General features: G+C 62.2%; 19 protein-coding genes, 1 tRNA gene and 1 pseudogene. 7 read left to right on the top strand and 14 right to left on the bottom strand.

What is annotated here, in order from left to right; genetic code table 11:
- Positions 1–9 precede the first annotated feature (9 nt).
- The gene (locus THIVI_RS23710) at positions 10–504 is read right to left on the bottom strand and encodes a pilin (RefSeq protein WP_014778869.1); all 495 of its coding nucleotides are present in this window, start codon (positions 502–504) and stop codon (positions 10–12) included.
- A gap of 404 nt (positions 505–908) precedes the next feature.
- On the opposite strand from THIVI_RS23710, the gene THIVI_RS12040 reads away from it, so the two are divergent.
- On the top strand, positions 909–1,385 hold the full coding sequence (locus THIVI_RS12040) for a tetratricopeptide repeat protein (RefSeq protein WP_014778868.1): 477 nt from the start codon (positions 909–911) through the stop codon (positions 1,383–1,385).
- On the opposite strand, the gene THIVI_RS12035 is transcribed toward THIVI_RS12040, so the two are convergent.
- Positions 1,377–2,750 (bottom strand): O-antigen ligase family protein, encoded by a 1,374-nt coding sequence (locus THIVI_RS12035; RefSeq protein ID WP_245537263.1) that lies wholly within the window; start codon positions 2,748–2,750, stop codon positions 1,377–1,379. The two genes, THIVI_RS12040 and THIVI_RS12035, sit on opposite strands and share 9 nt — an antisense overlap.
- A gap of 121 nt (positions 2,751–2,871) precedes the next feature.
- Here THIVI_RS12035 and THIVI_RS12030 point away from each other — a divergent pair, with 121 nt between their 5' ends.
- From THIVI_RS12030 to THIVI_RS12020, 3 genes are read left to right on the top strand one after another with little or no spacing between them, the layout of a single operon-like run.
- Entirely contained in the window at positions 2,872–3,906 is a 1,035-nt protein-coding gene (locus THIVI_RS12030) for a glycosyltransferase family 9 protein (RefSeq protein ID WP_014778866.1), read from the top strand.
- Positions 3,903–4,991 (top strand): glycosyltransferase family 4 protein, encoded by a 1,089-nt coding sequence (locus THIVI_RS12025; RefSeq protein ID WP_014778865.1) that lies wholly within the window; start codon positions 3,903–3,905, stop codon positions 4,989–4,991. The genes THIVI_RS12030 and THIVI_RS12025 overlap by 4 nt, the downstream gene beginning before the upstream one ends.
- 41 nt (positions 4,992–5,032) lie before the next feature.
- Positions 5,033–6,112, top strand: a complete 1,080-nt coding sequence (locus THIVI_RS12020; protein WP_014778864.1) for a glycosyltransferase — start codon at positions 5,033–5,035, stop codon at positions 6,110–6,112.
- Between the two features lie 43 nt (positions 6,113–6,155).
- Here the strand turns inward: THIVI_RS12020 and THIVI_RS12015 are convergent, their stop codons facing one another.
- From THIVI_RS12015 to uvrA, 8 genes and pseudogenes are all read right to left on the bottom strand, one after another.
- Positions 6,156–6,593, bottom strand: coding sequence for a DUF2721 domain-containing protein (locus THIVI_RS12015; protein WP_014778863.1), 438 nt, complete (start codon positions 6,591–6,593; stop codon positions 6,156–6,158).
- 136 nt (positions 6,594–6,729) lie between these two features.
- A pseudogene (locus THIVI_RS23705) lies at positions 6,730–7,110 on the bottom strand (ATP-binding cassette domain-containing protein); the annotation flags it as partial.
- Positions 7,111–7,130: 20 nt separating this feature from the next.
- Positions 7,131–8,012 carry a BAR domain-containing protein gene (locus THIVI_RS12005; protein ID WP_014778861.1) on the bottom strand — a complete coding sequence of 294 codons (882 nt, stop codon included), beginning with the start codon at positions 8,010–8,012 and terminating at the stop codon, positions 7,131–7,133.
- An 18-nt stretch (positions 8,013–8,030) separates the two neighbouring features.
- Positions 8,031–9,176, bottom strand: coding sequence for an AAA family ATPase (locus tag THIVI_RS12000; protein ID WP_014778860.1), 1,146 nt, complete (start codon positions 9,174–9,176; stop codon positions 8,031–8,033).
- Positions 9,173–10,699, bottom strand: coding sequence for an FtsK/SpoIIIE domain-containing protein (locus THIVI_RS11995; RefSeq protein ID WP_014778859.1), 1,527 nt, complete (start codon positions 10,697–10,699; stop codon positions 9,173–9,175). The genes THIVI_RS12000 and THIVI_RS11995 overlap by 4 nt, the downstream gene beginning before the upstream one ends.
- Positions 10,700–10,702: 3 nt before the next feature.
- Entirely contained in the window at positions 10,703–12,748 is a 2,046-nt protein-coding gene (dndD, locus tag THIVI_RS11990; RefSeq protein WP_014778858.1) for a DNA sulfur modification protein DndD, read from the bottom strand.
- Positions 12,745–14,094 (bottom strand): DNA phosphorothioation system sulfurtransferase DndC, encoded by a 1,350-nt coding sequence (gene dndC, locus THIVI_RS11985; RefSeq protein ID WP_014778857.1) that lies wholly within the window; start codon positions 14,092–14,094, stop codon positions 12,745–12,747. Before dndC ends, dndD begins: the two co-directional genes overlap by 4 nt.
- A 63-nt stretch (positions 14,095–14,157) precedes the next feature.
- Positions 14,158–17,007, bottom strand: a complete 2,850-nt coding sequence (gene uvrA / locus THIVI_RS11980; RefSeq protein WP_014778856.1) for an excinuclease ABC subunit UvrA — start codon at positions 17,005–17,007, stop codon at positions 14,158–14,160.
- Between the two features lie 188 nt (positions 17,008–17,195).
- Here uvrA and THIVI_RS11975 point away from each other — a divergent pair, with 188 nt between their 5' ends.
- Together THIVI_RS11975 and ssb are read left to right on the top strand one after the other, a co-directional pair.
- Complete coding sequence (locus tag THIVI_RS11975; protein ID WP_014778855.1) at positions 17,196–18,542, top strand: MFS transporter; 1,347 nt, start codon at positions 17,196–17,198, stop codon at positions 18,540–18,542.
- A 76-nt stretch (positions 18,543–18,618) separates the two neighbouring features.
- The gene (ssb, locus tag THIVI_RS11970) at positions 18,619–19,131 is read left to right on the top strand and encodes a single-stranded DNA-binding protein (protein ID WP_014778854.1); all 513 of its coding nucleotides are present in this window, start codon (positions 18,619–18,621) and stop codon (positions 19,129–19,131) included.
- Between the two features lie 390 nt (positions 19,132–19,521).
- Here ssb and THIVI_RS11965 read toward each other — a convergent pair whose 3' ends face one another.
- Positions 19,522–19,884, bottom strand: coding sequence for a hypothetical protein (locus tag THIVI_RS11965; RefSeq protein WP_014778853.1), 363 nt, complete (start codon positions 19,882–19,884; stop codon positions 19,522–19,524).
- Between the two features lie 276 nt (positions 19,885–20,160).
- Positions 20,161–20,237: transfer RNA gene (locus THIVI_RS11960), tRNA-Met, on the bottom strand.
- 157 nt (positions 20,238–20,394) lie between these two features.
- Here THIVI_RS11960 and THIVI_RS11955 point away from each other — a divergent pair.
- On the top strand, positions 20,395–21,504 hold the full coding sequence (locus THIVI_RS11955) for an IS5 family transposase (RefSeq protein WP_041447215.1): 1,110 nt from the start codon (positions 20,395–20,397) through the stop codon (positions 21,502–21,504).
- Between the two features lie 87 nt (positions 21,505–21,591).
- Here THIVI_RS11955 and THIVI_RS11950 read toward each other — a convergent pair whose 3' ends face one another.
- Together THIVI_RS11950 and THIVI_RS11945 are read right to left on the bottom strand one after the other, a co-directional pair.
- Positions 21,592–22,248 (bottom strand): response regulator, encoded by a 657-nt coding sequence (locus THIVI_RS11950; RefSeq protein WP_014778852.1) that lies wholly within the window; start codon positions 22,246–22,248, stop codon positions 21,592–21,594.
- Positions 22,236–23,861 carry a histidine kinase gene (locus THIVI_RS11945; RefSeq protein ID WP_014778851.1) on the bottom strand — a complete coding sequence of 542 codons (1,626 nt, stop codon included), beginning with the start codon at positions 23,859–23,861 and terminating at the stop codon, positions 22,236–22,238. Before THIVI_RS11945 ends, THIVI_RS11950 begins: the two co-directional genes overlap by 13 nt.
- Between the last annotated feature and the right edge of the window lie 59 nt (positions 23,862–23,920).

Below are 23,920 nucleotides of genomic sequence, written 5' to 3'. Positions count from 1 at the left end.
GCTACCCGGCTATTTACACGCGGAAGGCGCAAAGCGTGCTGGAAGCGTACCGGCAGTGAAGCCAGCAAAAGTAGAAGTAGCACCGGCAGCACCGCAGCGCCACGCTACGGAATCACCCGGAGGAGTAAAGGCGGCTGTACCAACAGGAAGGGCGGTGCCAGATGGTGCATTCGGTGTCAGTGTCAGGGTTCCGTTGCCAGCCGCAGCGGTCATGGTCACGGTAATAACGCCCGTACCAGCAGCGATCGCAACGCTGGTGACATTTTCCGTTGCCGTTGGGCTTGTGTAACCATTTCCATAGCCAGCAGCAGCACTTGGATTACCGGAAGCTAGCACATCGACGACATTTACCTTTGCAGCAGATGCAGCCGTCAAACCTTCGGTGACGCGAGCCCTGACCATATAATCCTGATACGCTGGCAACGCAATCGCCGCCAAAATCCCAATAATCGCCACCACGATCATCAGTTCGATCAAAGTAAAGCCTTGTTGATACTTTTTCATGAATCTCTCCGCAATGGATGATGAAACCGTCTGAGCGGGGAGGCCAATTGGGCCTGACTCTGTACCGCTGCCCTTCCGAGGTCTCCCGATCCCGATAAGGCATTCCGTATGCCAATCGCTCGGGCGCGCCTCCCGTCAGTCCATCCTTCTCGCTATCGTCTCGACGATATTATTGATCTGAAAGGGTATTTTTTGCTGGCGCGCACGACGACATGACGTGCGCGTGACCGATAAAGATCGAACGCATCCCAGGATCAAGCCGCCGACACCCTTGCTCTTTAAGCGTTGGCACGACCAAATCCCGCGATGGCACTACCAACTCTCTCGATGGCACCACCAAACCCCTCTGCCACGTTAAAATGACACCATCAAACTCCCCAACGTACCCGACCGAGAGATGCGCCATGCTCATGAGTATTGCCGCCACCATGACCCTGACCGGGTGGAGCGAACGGACGGTTTGGCGACGTTTTGCGGGCCACATCGTCAAGAATGAAACCTCCAACAGACGCTCCACGATCCCGTTCGAGGCGATCGCGCCACACCTGTGCATTGCGCTCGCGCCCGAGGATCTTCCGGTGCTGGAACAGGCCGATGCCGGGGATTCCGATTCGCAACACGCGATGGCGTTGCTGTTCCTATCCCAGGGCAAACCCGAAGGGGCGATTGGTTGGTTGGAACTCGCGGCCAAGCATGATGATGCGGATGCCATGAATTTGCTGGGCATCTGTTCTGTCGAAGGAAATGGACTGCCAAAAGACGAGAATCTCGGCATCGCCTGGATCGCCAAAGCCGCCGCCCTGGGCCATGTGATTTCGCAACGTCAGATGGATTTTATTCATGACCGGTCGGAGACGCTGAATAACCTCAGCTCAAGGTGAAGGTGTGGGGCTCGGATTCAACGCCAGCAGCCAGGCGCAGAGCAGGACGAAAAACCCGGCGGTGATGCGCATCAGCAGAATGGAGTCGGTCAGCGAAAACTGGAGATACCCCAGAATCACGAGGATGCCCGCATAGCCCAGTCCGCGTGTCGTATGTTCCTGAGCGCGGAACGCCGCGCGGACGAACACGGCCAGCGGCGCCAGATACAGCAGCAGGAGCGAGGCCAGCCCCAACAGCCCGCGGGTGGCGAGCGCATGCAGATAATCGTTGTGCGCGTGGGTATGCCCGGCGCCCTGGTCGAATTCGGCGATGGCGCTGGAAATCGATCCCTGGTCGGCCATCCGTTGAAAATAGTCGTTCAGTTGCCCGACGCCAATGCCCAGCACCGGACGCTCCCGAAAGGCCATCCAGGCCGCCCGCCACATCTCGAAGCGCTCGCCCAGCGAATTTCCGATCCCGACCTCTTCGCCGGGGACATAGTCCCGCGCCTCGGACAGCGCGCTGGCGAAGCGTTCCTGGATCGACTCCGACTGCATCAGCGCGATGCCTCCGGCAACCGCTAGCCCCAGGATGCCAAGCAAAATCCCGCGTCGATAGATCGGATACTGTTGGAGCAGATAGAGGCCGATGACGACCAGCGCGGTCGGAAAGAAAATCCAGGCGCCCCGCGTGCCGGAGGCCAGGCTGGCATAGACCCCGCCGAGCGCGGCGAGTCCGAAGAGCCAGGCCAGGCGTCGCCGGGTCGGGAAAAAGACGCAGGCGGCGAGCACGCTCAAGACCGCCGCCAGGGTCGCGATGTCGCCAAAGGGAATCGCTTTGCCCTTGCTCCCGCCCGCGCGATACTCCAGACCGGTCGCGAGCCGATAGTCCGGCGCGAGTGCCTGCATCTCCCAGAAGGCGAAGAGTCCCGAGAGCAGCGCGGTCGCGGCGATGGCGAACCAGAACCAGTCCGCACGCGGCCGGACGGCGACCAGGAAGGGGATCAGAAAGACCCCGCCCAGGAAATAACTGAAATTTTCGAGTCGGTCCAGGGACGCCGCATTGAAGCCGACGCTGCCAGCCGACAGAATGGCGATCAGCGTGTAGAGAAGGAAGACGGCGGACAGGAGCGAGGTGGTCGATTTGAGCGGCGGCAAGGATCGAGACGCGGGCATCGCGTCAGCGTCGACCCGGTGCGATCGCGCACGCCCGCGCCAGGACAGCAGGAACCAGAGGAGACCGAGGAACAGCAGCGCATGGAGCGCCGGACCATGGATTCGGTAATAGGCGACCGTGACCGTCGCCGCGCCGACCGCGAGCAGGATATGCGCCAGCCAGGACAGGAATCGCGCGCCATCGATCCGCGTCACGATCTTCGAGAGCACGACCACCGGGTCACCCTATAACTTGGTTTTGCCTGCTAAATGCTACCATGCCGACTCGTCACTCGACTCGGGCATACTCCATGTTCGGCCTCAAATCACGCGCTACCAGGCGCCATGCTCCATGAACGCCATCCTCCTGGTCCGTCTCAGCGCCATCGGCGATATCGTTTTCGCCTCGCCCCTGATCGCGGCGCTACGTCGTGCCTGGCCACAGGCGCGGATCGTCTGGCTGGTGCAGTCGGAGTGTCGTGTCCTGCTGGATCATCACCCGGATCTGGACGAGGTGATCGTCTGTCCGCTGCAACACTGGCGCCGGTTGTGGAACGCGCGTCGCTTCGGCGAGTTGCTGAAGGGGGTTCGCGCATTGCGCGCGACCCTGCGCGCGCGCGATTTCGACCTGGCGCTGGACCTTCAGGGGTTGCTCAAGAGCGGGGTGTTGACCTGGCTCTCCGGCGCCCGCCAGCGCATCGGACTCGGCTCGCGCGAGGGGAGCCAATGGTTGATGACGCGCGCCCTGCCGCGTGGCGGAGACGCCCGGCGGATCGGGTCGGAATATCTCTATCTGGCCGAAACGCTGGGGTTGCCGACGGACGATTTTGCCATGGCGGTCCACTATGGCGAGTCCGAAGCGGCCTTCGTCGCCGAGATCGTCGCTCGTCAAGGGCTCGCTGGCGGCTACGCGGTCTTCTGTCCCTTCACGACCCGCCCTCAGAAACACTGGTTCGAGGAGCGCTGGGTCAGGCTCGCCGCCCGCGTCAAGTCCGAGTTCGGGCTGACGCCGGTGCTGCTCGGCGGGCCAGGGGATCGGGAAGCCGCCGCGCGGATCGAGGACGCCAGCGACGGACTCCTGGTCAATCTCGCCGGCCAGACCAGTCTGCTGGAGGCGGCGGCGACGATCGACCGGGCCGCCCTGCTGATCGCCGTGGATACCGGGCTGGGGCACATGGGGATCGCGCTGGACACACCGAGTCTGCTGCTGTTCGGCTCCACCTGTCCCTATCTCGACACGACCCGCGCCAATGCCCGCGTGCTCTATCATCCGCTGCCCTGTTCGCCCTGCAAACGCCGTCCGACCTGCGGGGGAGCCTTCGACTGCATGCGCCGGATCGAGGTCGACGAGATCATCGAGGCCGCGCGCCGGGTGCTCCGATCATGAGGATCCTGCATGTCGAGGGCGGTCGCCATCTCTATGGCGGGGCCTTTCAGGTGTTGCATCTGCTGCGCGGACTGGCCGCGCGCGGTCACGACAATTGGCTCGCCTGCCCTCAGGGCTGTGCGCTGGCTCAGGCGGCCGAGCCGGTGGCTCGGGTGTGCGGTCTGCCGATGCACGGCGACGCGGATCTGCTGATGGCGGTACGTCTGCGCCGGCTGATCCGCGCCACGAGCCCCGATCTGGTCCATCTGCACAGCCGCATCGGCGCCGATGTCATGGGCGGTCTGGCGGCCCGGCTGACCGGCGTGCCCGCGATCCACACCCGCCGGGTCGACAACCCCGAGCCGCCCTGGCTGGTCGCGCTGAAATATCGGCTCCATGACCGGGTGATCGCGATCTCGGAGGGCATCGGCCGGGTGTTGGTCAGCGAGGGTCTGCCCGCGTCCAAACTGCGGATCGTGCGTAGCGCCGTGGACTGGGAGAGCTACGCCCGGCCCTGTGATCGGGGCACGATCCGGGCGCGGCTGGGCGTGCCGGCAGAGACGCTGCTGATCGGCGTCATCGCCCAGTTGATCCCGCGCAAGGGGCATCGTTTTCTCATCGAGGCGCTGCCCCCGCTGATCGAAGCGCATCCGAACCTGCAGGTCCGCTTCTTCGGTCAGGGACCGCTCGCCACCGATCTTCAGCGACACCTCGCCGACCGGGGACTGAGCGGACATGTGCAACTGGCTGGTTTCCGTGACGATCTGGCCGAAATCCTGCCTTGTCTCGACCTGGTCGTGCATCCGGTCTTGATGGAGGGGCTCGGCGTCTCCCTGCTCCAGACCGCTAGCGCCGGCGTGCCCATCGTCGCCAGTCGCGCCGGCGGCATTCCGGAGGCGGTGCGCGAGGGCGAGAACGGCGTGCTGGTCCCGCCCGGCGACGTGCCCGCCCTGCGCGCGGCCATCGGCGCGCTGCTGGCCGATCCGCACCGCCGCCGCGCGCTGGGCGCCGGCGGTCAGTCGCTGATGGCGCGCGAGTTCTCGCTCGATGCGATGGTGGAGGGAAACCTGGCGGTGTATCGGGAGTTGATCTCCCGAGTCGTCTAACGAGAACGCTTTTTTCAGAACGACCGGAAACCAAACCCCCTATGTCCGACCCAACCTCACTGCAAATGGTCGCCAGCAAGGCGCTTGGCGGCGCCGAGTACTGGTTCCACCGTTTTAGTCTGGCGCTCGCCGAGCGCGGCGCGCCCACCGAGGTCGCGATCCGGCGCGGAAGCGGACCCGACCGGCTCGACTTCGGGTCGCTTCCGGTCCATTGTCTGCCGTTTCGCACCACCTGGGATCCCCTCTCCCGGCGCGCCGTCAGCCAACTCATCGCCCGCCTCCGTCCCGACATCGTCCAGACCTACATGGGCCGCGCCACCCGGCTGACGCATCCGTCCCGGCGCGGCGGGGCGATCCATCTGGCCCGGCTCGGCGGTTATTACGAACTCGGACCCTATCGCCACGCCCACGGCTGGATCGGCAACACCAAGGCACTCTGCGACTGGATGATCAAACAGGGACTGCCGGCCGAGCGGGTCTATCACCTCTACAACTTCGCCGACCAGGCCCGGCCGGTCGCGCCGGAGCGGGTCGCTCAACTGCGCGCGCTTCACGGCATCCCCGACGATGCCTGGGTGATGGTCACCCTGGGGCGCTTCGTGCTCTTCAAAGGACATACCCATCTGATTTCGGCCTTGGCCCGGCTGCCCCAGACCATCGCCGGTCGCCCTCTGCGGTTGATCATGCTCGGCGATGGGCCGCTGGCCGTGCCGCTAAGGCAGCAAGCGATTCAATCCGGACAGGATGCGCGCCTCGTCTGGGCCGGCTGGCAATCCGATCCAGCCCCTTATCTCCAGATGGCGGATCTGGTGGTTTTCCCGTCGTTGGATGGCGAGCCTTTTGGCAACGTCATTCTGGATGCCTGGGCCTGGGGGAAGCCATTGGTGACCACGCGCTTTCGGGGCGCGCGCGAGGTCGTTCGGCACGGCGAGGATGCCTGGTGCGTGCCTTGCGAGGATGCCGTCGCGCTGGCGGACGGGATCCGGGAGACGCTGTCGGATTCGGCACTGATGAGCGGGATCGCCCACCGCGGACGCGAACGGGTCGAAGAGGAGTTCAGCCGCACGGTTATCCTGAACCAGTACCTGGAACTCTACCGACGGCTGGCGGGTGGCGGATGACGGTTGTTGGGGATGATCTCCAGGATATCGTCCGCCGGGTTCTCTAATGCTTGCCGATTTGCAAACTGGCGATGGCGAGAAAGACCTCCCGCAGAAAGGACAGCAGTGCCGCTATAAAGGCGAGCATTGCCGCAACGAACAGGAGCGCGACCGCCAGCGAGGCGTCGAAGGTCAGGAAGGAACCGAGAAACAGGATGGCAATGACCGTGGACACCAGCAGGGCGGTCACGGTGCAGAGACCAATGGAGACGCTGATCAATTTAGCACGCCGCGACAGCGTCGCCAGTTCTTGCTGGACGCGATCCTGATGTTCGGCATTGGTCGAAGTATGTGCCTCCAGCACCCTGGCGCGGTCGACGATCCGGCTCAGGCGGCTGGTCATAACGGCGAGTATGCCACCGATGCCCGTCAATAAAAAAACTGGCGCGACAGCGAGTTGGATGACGTGCGCGATCGCGGCGAGGGGGGATTCTTCTAGCATGTCGGTGTGCGGCGGATGTGAATGGAAAGAGGGATGCGCGGCATGCGCGCATGACGTGCGTTAGCGTTTCGGCGAAACCGACGATGCGCAGCACTCGGTCAATCTCAAGCTCCTTTCGCCCTTGATCGTTGTCATGAGGATGCGCCCCCGCGACGATCTCGCTGCTCTGGTCGCTGCCCTCAGGCCCCAGGTCGACGATCCAATCTGCCGTCTCGATCACGACCACGGTATTGCCCTGATCGCGGAAGCGGTGCAGCACGTCGAGCAGATGCTTGACATCGTGGAAGTGCAGTCCGGTCGTCGGCTCGTCCAGGATATAGAGCGTGCGTCCGGTGTCGCGCTTGGAAAGCTCACGGCTGAGCTTGACCCGCTGGGCCTCGCCGCCGGAAAGCGTGGTGGCGCTCTGGCCGAGCCGCACATAGGACAGGCCGACATCCATCAGGGTCTGGAGCTTGCGGTGGATGACCGGAACCGGGGCGAAGAAGGCCAGCGCGTCCTCAATGGTTAGGTTGAGCATGCAACAGTGAACCGCTGTAACTAAATGGCGCTCTTGAACTCCTTGATGTATTCACGGACCTCCAAGGGCACAATGCCGCGTTCAAACATGCGGTTGGCGAGTCCCGCGCGACGTTCGTCAAAGCGGGTTTTAGCCCGATGGCTGATGTACTTGAGGGCGGCCTTACCATCCAACATGCGAACCAGATGCTCCCAGCGTGTTCTTGCCGGAGCGGATGGTGCATCGAACCGGTCGATTTGTTGGCGTTCTTGCTCCATCGCCTGCGCCGCATTGGAGAGTCCTTTCTTGGTCAAAAATTTCTGCAAATCTTCCATCAGCGTGATTCCGCAAACCAGTGGATTACATCCAAAGCCGATTGCGGGCGGCGAAAGGTTTACGGCCAACGCAGCGACGGTTGCCGCTGACCGATTTTTTAACTCATCGGAACATTCGAGGCAGGATGCCAAAACAGAATCGGCGGTGTGCGTCGAGACCATTGCCGAATCGTTCGCCTCTATCTTCATGGCATCGGGATGGAGCAGATAATTTTCCAATTCCCAGCGAAGCAGCACCCGGATGTGACTGCCATAGGGGCGTGCGGCCTGAAACACATCGTCCCGAGGCTCCCACCACAGAGGCCAATTCTGGTTGTTGAGAAGGATATCGCGATCAACGATGCCAAAAGCCCTGATTCCATCTGCTCTAGTCCCGTTGACCAAGTCGATAACCGCGTCACAGCCACCACCGCCAGTCCCCGTCTCGTAGGAGTCCGCTGGTTGAAACCAGATGTCCTCGCCCTCGTTGAAGAACCACCGCTGGGCAATGATCTCGAAATCGTCATTCGATTCCAGGAAAACGACAGCTCCACCGCGCTGCTTGAGTACCAATTTGTCTGTCTGCTTCAACTTCTTGAACGCACCCATGTCCTTTGACGTATCTCCTCAGTGCAGATTGTCCTCAATGATCCAACCACCCTTGATCAGATCTTCTTCGTGTATATCGAGCGGAAAAGCCTCCAGAATTTCGATCGAGTGAGTGGCGGCTATGACCGTTGTTCCGGGTTGTCGACGTACCTGCTCCTTCATTAAATTCAATGCCTTGTGCTGCCAACGCACATGCAGGTGGACATCGATCTCGTCCACCAGAACCCAAGTGTTGCGGGTACTGTGAGCGCCGATCCGCAAGAAGAGCTGAGCCAGGTTTTTCTCTCCGCTGGAGAGCCGATCCAAGCGGTGTGTCTGATCCCCGCTATGGACAACGGCCTCTGGCGGAACCCGGCGGATCTCGGGAGCCAGAAATTTGTCTGGAGATTTCCCGAACACAGTCTCGTTGACCGCCTTAACCGCATCCTCGTAGCTGCCATTGTTCAACCACGCAAGCCAAACAAGGAGATTGTCCAGCGACTCCGTCCAATGAGTCCCGTGCGCGGCAAACTCCTGAGCCGAACGGTAGCCCCAGTGTTCTGGCTGGATGATCGGTCGTTCCTCGATGCCAAGAACTGGTGGGATGTCGCGGTAGGCAGGGAAAAACAGAGTCGTCGGCAGACTCAAGGTTGAATTGGCGAAGCCTTCCGGTGCCATTCGGCTGGCGTCGATCAGGGTATGTCTCAAGTCTTGAACAAGGTCGTCACGGCGGTCGATTTCCACCAGCCGGCCGCGTACTCGCTGCCGATACCCCGTCCGGTGCCAACGCTCCGCCCCGTGCCGCTTCAGATCCGCGTCATCCCAAACCTTCAGAAACGTTTCCTCGCCAATATCCCCCGCCAACAGGGAAAGGACAATACGATGGTCGCTTCCCTGCCAGTAGATCCGGGTCAGCACGTCGAGCTGAATCCGCCCCCGACCTTCATCTAGATCCTCATGCCCGAACCGCTCGGGATCGGCCTCCCCGAGTTGCCGCATCAGCAAGGTCATGCAGTCCAGAACCGTGGTCTTGCCGCGCCCATTCTCGGACATCAAGAGGAAGATGTTGCATGGGCGGTTCTCTTCGTCGGTGAAATCGATCTCATAAGGCGATCCCTGGAATGGGCCGACCCGATCCAGGGTCAACCAAAGTGGTTGGAACTCGTAGACAGTCATGTCGCTCATTGAGACCTCCCGCGAACGCTTTGTAAGCAGAGCCGGATGTCGTCGCTGCCGACACGCACCCCATGGGCGCGCCGCGCCGCGACTCCAGCTTGGGGACGCAGCAGCATATCGCCGGCACCAAGCAGCTTCTCCGCGCCGGTTTCGTCAAGGATAATCTTGGACTCGGCCGCCGTGCGGACCGACAGCGCAATCCGCCCTGGCACGTTGCTGCGCAATAAGCCACTGAAGGTTTCGGCATCCGGACGCTGAGTGGCGAGCACTAGATGAATACCGGCGGCTCGTGCTTTCTGTGTGAGTCGCACCAGAGGTTGCTCGGCCTCTCTGGATTGGAACAGCAGGTCCGCCAACTCTTCGACCACAACGACCACGAAGGGCAGATCGATCCGCCCCTGTTCGCGCCCCTCGACCAGGTTCGCGACTCCGTGCTGACGCAGCAGAAGTGTACGCCGCTCCATCTCCTCGACGAGTCCATCCAGAGCCTCAAGGGTATCGCCGATATCCTCGATAATTTGATTGCCAATTAGATGTGGAAAACCTGCGTAATGGGCCAGTTCTACCCGCTTGGGGTCGATCAGCGTGAGTTGGAGATCCTGTGGCCCCAACCGCCAAAGCAGGGATAAGAGCAATGCATGCAGGCAGACGCTCTTGCCGCTCCCAGTCGTGCCTCCCACGAGGAGGTGCGGTGCCGCGGCCAGATCGAAATGGACCGGCTCCCCCAGTACGTCCACCCCCGGCCAGACGGTCAAGGTCGGAACGTCGGTCGCCTGAACGGCCCAATCCCGGAGCCGAGCGCCTGGAACCGTATGCCAGGTTTCCCGAGGACGGGGAACGTCAAGCGCCAACACTCGCGCCTCCCGCTCCCGGTCTTCGTCCTCCTGGAGAAGTATCCCTTGGCGTGTAGACAGACCTAGATGCAGACCGAGCTTGTCCAGGCCCCGCTTGACTCGATCATAATGATTCACGTCGTCGAGATAGACGCGATAGCGACTGATGCGGGGGCCATCCTCGACCCCGCGAATTTGAGCTGAAACCCCAATCTCGCGCAGCCCTGCAAGAATCTCCTGCCCCAGATCCGTGCGTGCCGGACGCGGTGCGGCGCTGACGAACAACTCGTGGTAGAGGTAGCCGTGAAAATCATGGCCCGGACGCCAGGTGGTACGGATCTCCTGAAGTCCTCTTCGGACATGGCGTTGCAGATAACGGCGGTAGCGCCGCTCAGACTCCTCGCCCTGGAACATGTCCTCGCCGTGGTAGACGCTGAGCAGAGCGCGCACGGCCAAATCGTAGTCCTGACGGCCTTCCTCGTCCGCCGCGAGGCCCACGCCGGTGATGCGAGCTAAGGCATATTCGCTGCCACCCAGACCGCTTCCGTCCAAGTCCTCTGGCGGTGGCGTCGGGATTTGCAACGACCGGGCCAGCGCAATGCGCAGGACGCGCAGTTTCGGAGCGCGCGGAGTGCCAAGACCATGAAGCACATCGTCGATGGTTTGCTCGTCCCGCGCGTCGGTGTAGAGATCGGCCATTGGTTAGCCTCCCTGCATCAGATCAGCTAAAGCCACCGGCTCGGGGATCGTGTGCTCACCGTCCGGATTCGTGAGGCGGTAGGCGCGATAAACGTGCCCGGCGATGAGCTTGAGTTTACGTGCGTCCAGCTCGGAATCTGTGGGCAACACGATGACCTGAGCCGCGGCATTGGGGTAGTAGTGCTGCAAGATGCCTTCCTGGTGAGCCAGATCGATACGGGCCAAAGGCGTATCGATCACGACTGGAACCTGTTTGCCAGATGCCTCGCTTAAGGCCCATAGCAGTGCAGTCGCCATGAGTTGCTTCATGCCTGCCGCAAGGTTTCCCATACCGATGGGATTCCCTTCTTGATCTAGGTAACGCAATCCAAAGTCCTCATCCACTTCCACCCGGTCGATGAGGTGATGGGAACTCATCAGAACTCGAAAGTGGCGGTTGATAGCCGCTTCCAATTCCCCCCTTCGTTCCTGCTTGCGGCTGTCTTTGAGAGCACCGAACAAGTGGCCAAGACGCCGTGCGGTGGCAATTCGATCCTCGATAATGACATTCTGACCGAGCTTGGCCCTGATTTGGTCGGCACGTCTCCGCGCATCGTCCAGCTTCCGTTTCAGACCATTGGATTCCCCCTCAAGCTCCGTTTGGCGCTTCTTCTTGGCATCCAGATGTTGTTCCAACTGGTCGCGTTCCACGACATAGCGGTCATAGCGTGCCCGTTCCTCTTCCGAGAGCGAACCGACGTTCAATAAATCTGTTTCTAACTGGCGAAGCTCGGCGGCGAATCCTTGCAGGCGGCGCAACTCTTCGGTCCTAGCGGAGCGCAGTGCATCCGCCTGGACGTAGGGTGCGAGCTGGTCACGGGCAACGGTTGCCGCTTGGGGGTCCGGTGCAAATGTGGGATCAAGCGTGTCGCCGGTGGCTTCCGCTTCCTGCTCTAGGATGCGCATCAGCTTATAGCGATAGTAGGCTCGCTGACTGTCACGCATGTCCGGATCGGGAAATGCTGGCTGGTCGAACAAGCGTGCTGGAAGCGTATCCAGCAAGACATCCAAAACGCGTGAACGGGCATTGGCGTCGCTGCCGAGGACTTGGTCGAGCCGTTCCAACGCCCGTGTGACCAGGGAGGGATTGGTTAGCAGGACGACATCCCGTGGGAGCTGAGCCGAGAGACGATCCAGAGAATCAATCCGCTGTGCCTGTATGCGCGCTCGATCATCTTTTAGCTGAGCTTCGTCGTGACGATGAACGAAGGCGCTTAAGCCCTCGATACGACGGCGGTTTCGTCGCAGGGCGTCCGTATCGTTCTCGATCTCTTGATCCAGGCTCGCCTGGGTCCGATCCAGCAAATCGAGATCAGCCTCGGTCCCCCTGATATCACCTTCCAGACGCTCTAGGTCGGCCCTTGCCTGGGGTTCAAGCTCGTCGCGCTCCCAACGACCGATGGCTTGGTTCAAGCTCCCACGCAGGGCATCGATTGCGCCGATTCCAAGGAGACGCTCCATCTGACGTTGTTGCGAATCCCTTTTTGACTCGGCCAACTCTTGAATCTGTTCGCCGTCGAATAGAAAGAAATACACGTAATCTTGGGGTAGACGACGATCAAGGAATTCCTGCGCCTCATCGTCCTTGAATGTCTCGGTCGCGGTCGCGACGGTCAGGGACTCCTCGTTGTCCCAGGCTCCATTTTCGATGCGCCAGGAACGCTCGATGGTGACGCGGCCAATGTCCTCGCTCCAGACCACTCGAATAGCGCAACGGGTTTGGCCCTCATTGCGCGCCCGTCGGTTCATAATGCCCCACCAATCGTTGCCGGCACCTTCGACGTATTGCTTGACCGTTGGCATGCGCGTGCGCTGCACCGCGCGGCGCAAGGGTTCGTAACTAACGCCGGTAAATAAGAGCTTGAGGCTATTGAGGAGACTAGTCTTGCCGAAGCCGTTGCGTCCCATGATCAAGCAGACATTACGGCCTGGCTCGGGACTGCCGAGTTGGATCTCCTGATTCCCGTAATAGGAGAACAGGTTTGTGAGTTGAATGCTTTCGAAGATCATGCGGCCGGCTCGGTCCGGTCGGCTTGACGTACGGCGTTTTCGACAACCTTAATCACATCGTCTAAAAGCTGTTGATGGCTGCGCGGGCTATCCAAGGATGGGTAACGCTCGGTCACCAAGTGATAGAGATCCGTTGCCCAAATACTCTGGACCTCGAAGCGAGGGGCTAGCTCCTCGATCAGGGCAAGATCGCTGAAACTGTCTTCAGGTTTGATTTTCAAGGCACCAACCTCCCTTCCGAACTCTCTGGCGATTGCCAACGCGCTATCCGTGACATCGAACTTGTCGCTCCATTGTTTCTGAATATAAGCAATCTCAGCATCCTCGATCAGTCGGCGGCCTACAGTCTTCTCCAACTCCAAGAGCCGGCGCAGAATCGTTTTACGCGCCTCCGAATTAAAAGGGCCAGGTCCGATGGAGTCGTTGCGGCGGACTCCGTCCCGCATGCTCGTCTCTTCGCGAATCGCTTTAAGCCAGTCCCGGAATTCATTGAGGGGTCGCATCCAGGCGGCGCCTGATTCGATGAATCCGCGCATGGACTTGTCCTCCTTGACGACGGTGCAGGTCCAGCAACCGAACCGACTCCCCCCGCAGGATGGCGTGTTGAGATCCAAGACGACAGGGCATTCGCCGCCGCTCGCCTGCCGGTAGAGGTCGAGCATGAAGTCGTGGGTTCCGCCCCACGGCGGCGGGTTGTGCGTGAACAGGTATTCCCAGACCTGATCCGTCGTCCAGTCGGCAATCGGTGTCATCACGAGCGCGTCCGGGATTTCGCCGTGGGGATTGAGCCCCCGGCTATTGGTGGCGCGCCCCTCCATCCGCTGCGCACGGCTTGCGCTTTCGTCTAGGCGGGTTCCCAAGAGTAGAACGACTCCGCCGTGTTCCCGCACGATGCCGTCGATCACCGCCTTGGATGGCTTGATCTTCATCTTCGCCGTACACCAACGGAACCAGCGTGTCGGTGAAGGATAGCCCTTGCCAATCAGGTTACCCCAGAAACTTTGTTCTGGAGTCGGTTGAACCCGATGCACATGGACGGGCAGACCATTGGCGCGGGCGTGACTCGATAGCCTCGATAAACGATCAGCCAGATATTCTTCTACGTTCGGCGCTTCCACGCGCGTGTCCGAGGCAACCACAAAGATCGGTTTATCGGCGGAGGAACCCAATTCCAAGAGGAGATCATAAACCAACTGCAACACCAGGGTTGAATCCTTGCCGCCGGAGTATGCGACGACCCAAGGCCGGCGATCAGCCGCATACTCGTTGCGTAAAAGGTTGCGGGTGTCGGCAAGGTGGCCTGGTTCGCTGTCAGGGCGAAATATTGGGTTACTTGGTGTGGTCATCGTGTTGAACCTGAAGGCTCCTTGCGGGGTTGAGTCGTGAAAGGTGGCGTTTGGACAGGATCTTCACCATCCCCGTTCCAACAACGGCCCCAGAAACCGTCCAGTATGCGAACGTTCAGTGGTGGCGATCTGTTCGGGTGTACCGACGGCGACGATCTCGCCGCCCTGGTCGCCGCCTTCCGGCCCCAGATCGATGATCCAATCCGCCGTCTTGATGACATCCAGGTTGTGCTCGATCACGACCACGGTATTGCCCTGATCGCGGAAGCGGTGCAGCACGTCGAGCAGATGCTTGACATCGTGGAAATGCAGTCCGGTGGTCGGCTCGTCCAGGATATAGAGCGTGCGCCCGGTGTCGCGTTTGCTCAGTTCGCGGCTGAGTTTGACCCGCTGCGCCTCGCCGCCGGAGAGCGTGGTGGCGCTCTGACCGAGCCGCACATAGGACAGACCGACATCCATCAAGGTCTGGAGCTTGCGGTGGATGACCGGGACGGGGGCGAAGAACGCCAGCGCGTCCTCGACGGTGAGGTTGAGCACTTCGTCGATGGTTTTGCCCTTGTAGCGGATTTCCAGAGTCTCGCGGTTGTAGCGCCGACCCCGGCAGGTGTCGCACTGGACATAGATGTCGGGCAGAAAATGCATCTCGACCCGGATGAGCCCGTCCCCCTTGCACGCCTCGCAGCGTCCGCCCTTGACGTTGAAGCTGAACCGCCCCGGCCCGTAACCGCGCGAACGCGCCTCGGGGACCGCCGCGAACAGATCGCGCACCAGGTTGAATAGCCCCGTGTAGGTCGCCGGATTGGAGCGCGGGGTGCGACCGATGGGGCTCTGATCGATGTCGACCACCTTGTCGAACTGTTCCATGCCCTCGATGGCGAGATGCGGCGCGGGCTGGAGACTGGACCCATTGAGATGACGGGCGGCGAAGGGGTGGAGCGTGTCGTTGATCAGGGTCGATTTGCCGGAGCCGGAGACGCCGGTGATGCAGCAGAAGGTGCCGACCGGGATGGACACGTCGACCCCGCGCAGGTTGTTGCCGCTGGCGCCCAGGATGCGCAACTGGCGCGCGGGATCGTTGGGCGTGCGCTGGGTCGGGATGGCGATGCGCAGCTCGCCCGACAGATAGCGCCCGGTCAGCGAGCGGGGTTCGGCGGCGATCTCCCCGGCGGTTCCCTGGGCGACGATTTCGCCGCCATGCACGCCGGCGCCGGGGCCGATGTCCACCACCAGATCGGCGGCGCGGATCGCCTCCTCGTCGTGCTCGACCACGATCACGGTGTTGCCGAGGTCGCGCAGATGGGTCAGGGTCTTGAGCAATCGGGCATTGTCGCGCTGATGTAGTCCGATGGACGGCTCGTCGAGGATATACATGACCCCGACCAGCCCGGCGCCGATCTGGCTGGCGAGCCGGATACGCTGGGCCTCGCCGCCGGACAGGGTCTCGGCGCTGCGCTCCAGGGTCAGATAGTTGAGCCCGACATCGACCAGAAACCGCAACCGGGTGGCGACCTCCTTGATGACCTTGGCGCCGATCTCGCCGCGCTGGCCGGGGAGTTCCAGGGTCTCGAAGAAGCGCAGCGACTCGCCGACCGGCATCCGCGACACGGCGGGCAGGTTGTGCCGATCCCGAGCGGAGCCGAAGGAGTCGCCGAGGAAGACATGACGAGCGGATTCGTTCAGCCGCGAGCCCTGACAGGCGGGGCAGGGCTGGTGCGAGAGATAGCGCGCCAGTTCCTCGCGCACCGTGTTGGATTCGGTCTCGCGGTAGCGGCGCTCCATGTTGCGGACGATGCCCTCGAAGGGCTGCGCCTTGGCGCTGCCTTTTTCGTGCGGCAGTTTGAGCTTGAGCTTCTCCTTGCCGCTGCCGTAGAGGATGACCGAGCGGACCTGCTCGCTGAGTTCCAGCCAGGGCGTCTCGGCGTCGAATCCGTAATGCTCGCCCAGCGCGCGAAGCATCTGGAAATAAAAGGCGTTGCGCCGATCCCAGCCGCGCACGGCGCCGCCGGCGAGACTGAGTTCAGGATGCACGACCACCTTGGCCGGGTCGAAAAACTGTTCGACACCCAGCCCGTCGCAGGTGGGACAGGCGCCGGCCGGATTGTTGAAGGAAAAGATGCGCGGCTCCAGCTCCGGGATGCTATGGCCGCAGACCGGGCAGGCGAACTTGGCCGAAAAGGTCAGCTCGGGGCGCTCCGGTTCGTCGATCCAGCCGATCCGGGCGAGTCCGCCGGAGAGATTGAGCGTGGTCTCGAAGGATTCGGCCAGACGCAACGCCAGATCGGCGCGGACCCGGAAGCGGTCGATCACGACCTCGATGTCGTGCTTCTTCTTGAGATCCAGCTCGGGCGGGGCGTCCAGTTCGCAGAGCGCGCCATCGATGCGGGCGCGCACGAAGCCCTGTGCATGCAACTCGGAAAGCAGTCGCTGATACTCGCCCTTGCGCGCCGAGACCACCGGGGCGAGCAGCATCAGCTTGTCGCCCTCGGGGAGATTCAGCACCTGATCGACCATCTGGCTGACGGTCTGGGCCTCCAGAGGTTCGTCGTGGGACGGGCAACGGGGCTGGCCGACGCGGGCGAACAGCAAGCGCAGATAGTCATGGATCTCGGTGATGGTGCCGACCGTCGAGCGCGGGTTGTGCGAGGTGGTTTTCTGCTCGATGGAAATCGCCGGCGACAGTCCCTCGATATGGTCCAAGTCCGGCTTTTCCATGACCGACAGAAACTGCCGGGCATAGGACGAGAGCGATTCCACATAGCGCCGCTGACCCTCGGCATAGATGGTATCGAAGGCGAGCGAGGATTTGCCCGAACCGGACAGGCCGGTGAAGACGATCAGCCGATCGCGCGGCAGGTCGAGGTCGACGCTCTTCAGATTGTGCGTGCGAGCGCCGCGAATGCGGATGGTGTGCATGGGGGATGGAGTTCGCTTGAGCGATGGACAGGGTGGCGTTGGCAGTTGGCATCGCCCGAGGATTTGGCGCCTGCTCTCGGTCAGGCCAAGCTGTTATTATGCGGAGCTTCGCCCCCCGGACGCAAAGGCTGTCGACCGTGACCCCAGCAGATCGACCGAACTTCACCCCTCCGAAGGTTCCGTTCTCCGTGACCGAGCGCCGCGCGACCATCGGGCTGGCCGCCATCTTTTCGACCCGCATGCTGGGTCTTTTCATGCTGTTGCCGGTTTTCGCGCTCTATGCCCATGACCTGCCCGGCGCGACGCCGCTGCTGATCGGTCTGGCGATCGGCACCTATGGCCTGACGCAGGCGGTGTTTCAGATCCCGCTCGGTCTGCTGTCCGATCGCATCGGGCGCAAACCGGTGATTTATGCCGGTCTGACGGTCTTCCTGCTGGGGAGCGTCGTCGCCGCGCTGGCCGACCATATCGTCTGGGTCATCCTGGGTCGGGCGATTCAGGGCGCCGGCGCCATCGCCGCCGTGACCACCGCGCTGACCGCCGACCTGACCCGCGACGAGGTGCGCACCAGGGGCATGGCCATCATCGGCACCAGCGTCGCCTTCTCCTTCGCCGCGGCATTGGTCATCGGGCCGCCGCTGGCGCGCTGGTTCGGGATCGCGGGCGTCTTCTGGCTGACGGCGCTGCTGGCCGTGGCCGGCATGCTGGTGCTGGCCCGCGTGGTGCCGGACCCGGAGCGCTCGATGGTCCATCGCGACGCGCAACCGGTGCTGGATCAACTGTCTGGCGTCCTCGCGAATCCGACCCTGCTACGGCTCGATGCCGCGATCTTCCTGCTGCACCTGACCATGATCAGCCTCTTCGTGGTGCTGCCGCTCTCGATCGAAGGGGCTGGACTAGACCCGTTGAATCACTGGATGCTCTACCTGCCGGCGGTGCTGCTCGCGATCCTCGCCATGGTGCCCTTCATCGTGCTCGCGGAGCGGTTCGGCCAGATCCGCCCGGTGCTGCTGGGAGCGGTGATGGTTCTGGGGCTGTCGCTGCTGGGGTTCCGTGCCTTCCATCAATCGCTCTGGGCGCTGGCCGGGCTGTTGATCCTGGTGTTCGCCGTCTTCAATCTCATGGAGGCGATCCTGCCCTCGCTGGTCTCGAAAGTGGCGCGCGCCGGGGCTCGGGGAACGGCGATGGGGGTCTTTTCCAGCGCCCAGTTTCTCGGCGCCTTTCTCGGCGGTCTGCTGGGCGGCTGGGCGCACGGGAGCTTCGGCGCCGATGCCGTCTATCTGCTCGGGGCGCTGATCTCGCTGCTCTGGATCGCACTGCTGGCAACCATGGCGATGCCGGAGAATCTGACCCGTCATGTGCTCGCGCTGGAACTGCCGACGGCGGGCGACATCCTGGCTCTGGAGCGGCGTCTGCTGGAGGTGCCCGGCGTCCGGGAGGCGGTGATCGCGATCGACGAGGGCGTCGCCTATCTCAAAGTGGACAGGCGCACGCTCGATTGGGCAAGATTGCAGACGTTTTCGGTCGGTGCCTGACGATCCATTCGGGCACGGATCCCCTCTTTTTGACGAGACAACCAGCGCTTGCGCGTCGCGTGAGCGGGAGACAGACATGGCAGGCGTGAATAAGGTGATTCTGATCGGGAATCTCGGGGCCGATCCCGAGGTGCGTTACATGCCGAGCGGCGATGCGGTGGCCAATATCCGCATCGCGACCAGCGAGTCCTGGAAGGATCGCAATACCGGCGAAAAACAGGAGCGGACCGAATGGCACAACGTGGTCTTCTTCGGCAAGATCGCGGAGATCGTCAAGCAGTACCTGCACAAGGGCTCGAAGGTCTATGTCGAGGGCAAGCTGCGCACCCGTAAATGGCAGGGACAGGACGGGCAGGACCGCTATACGACCGAGGTCGTCGTCGACATCAATGGAACCATGCAGATGCTGGACAGCCGTCAAGGGGGTGGCTCGTCGGTCCCCTTCGACGACGATCCTTCGTATCAATCCCTTGGCGGTAGCAGCCGCTCTCGGGCTGCCTCGCCAGCACCTGCACCGTCGAGCGGTTCTGCATCCGGAAGCCAGGGCGGCGCATCCTCCGTGCCTTTCGACGACGACATTCCTTTTTAAAATACCCGAGACGTGATTTAGGCGTTGTTCGACAGGGGGTGTTTGCGAATCTAACACGTTTCGTTAGTGAGCGCGCCGGGTACAGATATAAACGCGGCTAAGGATGCGTGCGCCTTGTACGAGGCTGAAGCGTTCCTGCGTGGGGGACGGATGGATATGGAGCGGAAGTGGGCCTATCTCTTCTGCGCGGCATAAAATGCCTTCTTTGAAATGTCCGCTTGCTGGACATTGACTCGATTAGCGTTTGGGAGAACGGAGCCTTTGGGCAATCCACCGTGACTTTATACCGCTTCCCGTTTTCGTTTTTTACCCACTGCTCATGAGAACCGCCGCGTCCAGGCCGTGCTTCAAATCCAAGATTGCGGAGGATGCGCTTAACCTCAACGCACGTCAGCGGCGGATAGTGCCCGCGCAATGAGCAAGGGACAGCGGTAGCCGTTCGTTGAACGGGTAGTGCGCGCTATGGGTATGCTTCCGATTCAGGCGCCGCATCCATGTGAACCAGTAGAAGCGCAACCAATAGCGAAGTGGAGCGCGACGGCTCATGAGTGCGTCCGCATAGGGCTGGTCTTCGCCATCCCAAGTGTCTTCCACATAGTCGTTAATCATGGCGTCCAGCACGCGTCGCGCTTTTTCAAGCGTCTCGCCTTGCGCGGCAAGATCAAAATCCAAGCAGATAGCAACCCATAACCGAGGCGCTTCGCGTTCAGCGTAGCAACGAACCTTCAACTCCGTGGGGCGGATCGTCGTCATGATTGCCTCTAACTTGGCGATGTGGGGCGTCTATTCCTGAGAATAGTCGCAACGCGACCGCGGTCTATCAACCGTTGCGTTTGCGCGACATTCGGACTTCAAGGCGGATTTTTTGTGGGTAAGTACCAGTCAGGTACCACCGATGCAGCGGGAAGCCTGGAGCCGCCTAGAGCGCGCTTTTCTTTTAGGTGCCAATCCAGGTACCACTACAGGCCGCGATTTAGGCAATTTGAGGCGAACTAGCGCGATCCTTGCGCTCGTAAGTCGTTGAAATTTTGGTGGCTACAGGTGGACTCGAACCACCGACCCTCGCATTATGAGTGCGATGCTCTAACCAGCTGAGCTACGTAGCCAAGTAGGGCTGAGAATAATAAGCTTGTCGGCCGGATGAGTCAATGACCTGCGAAAACCGACAGCAAGTTTATTCTTATCAATTCGTTAAGAGGGTGTAGACAAAAATAATTGAGCTGCTATTTGTATACCAGTCTACAACTGAGCTGGTGTGCGCTGATGTCGAAAGCTGGTCGTCCCCCCAAGATTCACGAGGCGGAGCAAGCGGTATTGCGTCAAATTGTCACGGATCGCCCGACCTCCACGCTGTCAGAGATTGCCCGGGAACTCGCGGCACGGACGGGAATCGAGGCTCATGAAGCAACGATTCGCAAGTCCTTGCGGGAGGCGGGCGTCACGCGCCTCCGGGGCGAGAGTGGTCTCGAGGCGCAAGCGCGCGCAACGCCGCGTCGGTATGGGTATACGGATGCGCATCGTCGCCACGACCCCGACCAAAGCTACCCAAGTTGTCTGACCGATGCGGAGTGGGACTTGGTCGCCGCTCTCTTTGAGATGCCGGGCGGGCGGGGTCAACCGCCCCGCGTGTCGCGCCGGAGCATCCTGGAGGCGTGTTGCTACGTGGTGCGCACGGGGTGCGCGTGGCGGATGCTGCCGCACGATTTCGCGCCTTGGCAGAATGTCTACAAGACGTTTCGCCGTTGGAGTGCGGCTGGGAAGTTTGAGCAGATGCATGATCGACTGCGGGGGCAATGGCGCGAACGCGAGGGGCGTGAGATCGCGCCGACGGCGGCGGTGCTGGATGCGCAATCGACCCGCGGCTCGCCGCAGGGTGGACCGAGCGGCTTTGATGCGGGCAAGCAGGTCAAGGGGCGCAAGCGCAGCCTGGTGGTCGATACCTTGGGGTTCGTGTTGGCGGTGAGCGTGGTCGCGGCCAATCTTCAGGACCGCGATGCCGCCTCGGGCGCCGTCGCTGACGCGGCCGCCAAGTACCCCCAGATCAACACGCTGTTTGTCGATAGCGCCTACGCCGGTCAATTTGCCCAAACCACCGAGCAGACCCACGCGATCCGCGTGGAAGTCGTGCGCCATCCAGCCAACAAAAGCGTTGGCTCCTGGCACGTGGACGGGGCGCCTGACCGAGTGGTGATCGCCAACGCCGACGGCTTCGTTCCGCTGCCGAAGCGCTGGGTTGTCGAGCGCACCCATGCGTGGAATGAGCGTGCCCGTCGATTGATCATGCATCATGACCGTCTGCCAGCGGTCTCCGAAACCTGGGTTTGGCTGGCGGAGGCGCGCATCCTGCTGCGGCGGTTGACCACAACGGTTTGATTTTGTCTACACCCTCTAAACGAGCGTTGCCTTATTTGGCGAATCATCCGGGATAGCGCCCCTTGTCCCTTGTCCCTTGTCCCTTCGTCACCCCTCCCGCCCCGGCACCCGTTCGCACAACCCCCGCTCGACGGCGATCACCGCCGCCTCGACCCGCGAATGCACGTCCAGTTTGCGCAGGATCGCCTTCACATGCAGCTTGACGGTGCCGTCCGAAATCCCGAGCCGGCGCGCGATGCTCTTGTTGCTCTGACCTTCGGCGAGATGGCAGAGGATTTCCTGCTCGCGCGGGGTGAGGTCGGCGATGCCGCTGTCGGTCTGCGCGACCCGTGCCTCGCTTTGGACCGCCCGGGCGAGCACGATGGCGAGTTCGGGCGCGACCACGGTGCGTCCGCGCACGATCTCGCCCAGGGCGGCGATCAGCGCGTCCGGTTCCATGTCCTTGAGCAGATAGCCCTGCGCGCCGCTTTGCAGCGAATCGATCACGTCGCGCTCCTCGGCGCTGGTGGTCAGCATGGCGATCGGCATGCGCTGATGGGCCGCGCGTAATTGACGCAGCAGCTCCAGACCGGAGAGCTGCGGCATGCGCATGTCCAGCAGAACCACGTCGGGCGCGGTCTCGGCGACCCGTTGCAGACCGGCCGAGGCGTCTCCGACCGCGATTACCTCGATGCCGCGCCGCTCCAGCAATTCCTGGAGCCCGAAGCGAAAGAGGGCGTGATCGTCAATCATCAGGACGCGCATTGGGCCGGCTCCAGCAAGTGGCGCGTGGCGCGCCGGTTGACCTCGAAGATGACCTCGACACGGGTGCCTTCCCCCGGATCGCTCTCGATGGACAGCTCCGCGCCGATGCGGCGCGCGCGCTCCTCCAGGATCGACAGACCGATGCACTCGCCCGGACGGGCGCCATCGGACGGGGTGCTGAATCCAACCCCGTCGTCCTCGATCAGCAGGACGTGCCGACCATCGGACTCGCGCGTCAGCAATACTCTGACGGTGTGCGCCTGGGCATGTTTGCGGATGTTGGCGAGCGTCTCCTGGGCGATGCGCAGGAGTTGAAGCTCCTCGCTGGCGGAGAGTTCAAAGGGCCGGCAATCGTTCTGAAAGAGCACATGGACGCCGGTCTCGCGACCGAGTCGGTTGGTGAGTTTCGCCAGCGCGGGCACCAGACCGCGCCGGTCGAGCGGCGCCCGGAAGCTGGCGAGCAGTTCGCGTAGCTCGGTATGGGCCTCGTCGAGTCCGTTACGGATACGGGCTAGATCGTTGCGGGCCTCCTCGGAAATGGGGGCGTCGCCCAGCGAATCGTTCAGCATCCGGCACTGAAAGCGCAGACTCGCCAGGGTTTGGGCCAGCGAGTCGTGCAGTTCGTGGGCCAGCGAGTTGCGTTCCTCGACGATGGAGAGTCGACGCGTCTCGGCGTCGGAGCGTTGCTTGGCGATGGCGACACCCAGGTGATGACCGACGGTGAAAAGCAGATCCATGATGTCCTCGCGCGCAGTGACCCCGGGCCGGTCGACGAAGATGCTGTAGACGCCGAGCAGTTCGTCGCGATGCTCCAGCGGCACCGTCACCACCTCGATCTCGGAGCTTTTGAACATGCGCCGGCCATAGATGCGCGAACAATAGCGCGCGTCCTTGTCGCAGACGATGTCGCCGGGCGTGAGCGCCGTGCCGCACAGACAGAGATCCACCGGGGCCATGTCCTGCTCGCGCACCAGATCGTCGTTCAGACCGATGGAGCCGATCAGACGCCGCGATCCGTCGGCCATGACCAACCGCACGGTCGCCGCCCGCCCGTTGATCATCTCCTTGAGCACCCGCAGAAAGCGTAGCAGCAGAGCCTCGACGCTCTCGGTTTGCTGAATGCCGGCGGCTACGTCGTAGAGAATCTTGAGCGAAGCGGTCTTTTGCGCGAGCCGCATGGTCTGGCGCGCGACCCGGTTGTCCATGTCCTCGTAGAGATCGGTCAGTTCCTCGTTGAGACTGCGGATATCCTGGGCGATACGCCCGAGCACACCGGTCTCGCGCAGCGCCTCGCTGGCCCCCTGTTCTCCCTGGCAGACCCGGCTTAACGAATGCTCCAGCCGCGCCAGCGGGATCAGCAACTGGCGACGCAGACGTAGCCAGGCGACGGTCAGGCCAAGCAGTCCGGTCAGCAGCAGCGCGGCGAGGAAAAACCACAGCCGCCAGACGGGGCCGGGCCAGATCCAATGCGTCGCCAGCAGGGCCAGGGCCGCCGCCAACGCGCTCGCCACCGTCAGCAGCGGGATCGCGAGTTGCGTTGCCCGGAGAATGGCATGGACACGGGAAGGTTCGAGTGGCTGATGGGGGTCGCTGCGGCTGGGGTTCGGGGTCATCGCGATGGTGGCATGTCGTACCGTTGAAGTGATGTCGGCGGCGCCTGGTCATCGTCAAG

Source organism: Thiocystis violascens DSM 198, assembly GCF_000227745.2.
Classification (GTDB): domain Bacteria; phylum Pseudomonadota; class Gammaproteobacteria; order Chromatiales; family Chromatiaceae; genus Chromatium; species Chromatium violascens.
This window is presented reverse-complemented; position numbering and strand designations above follow the sequence as displayed.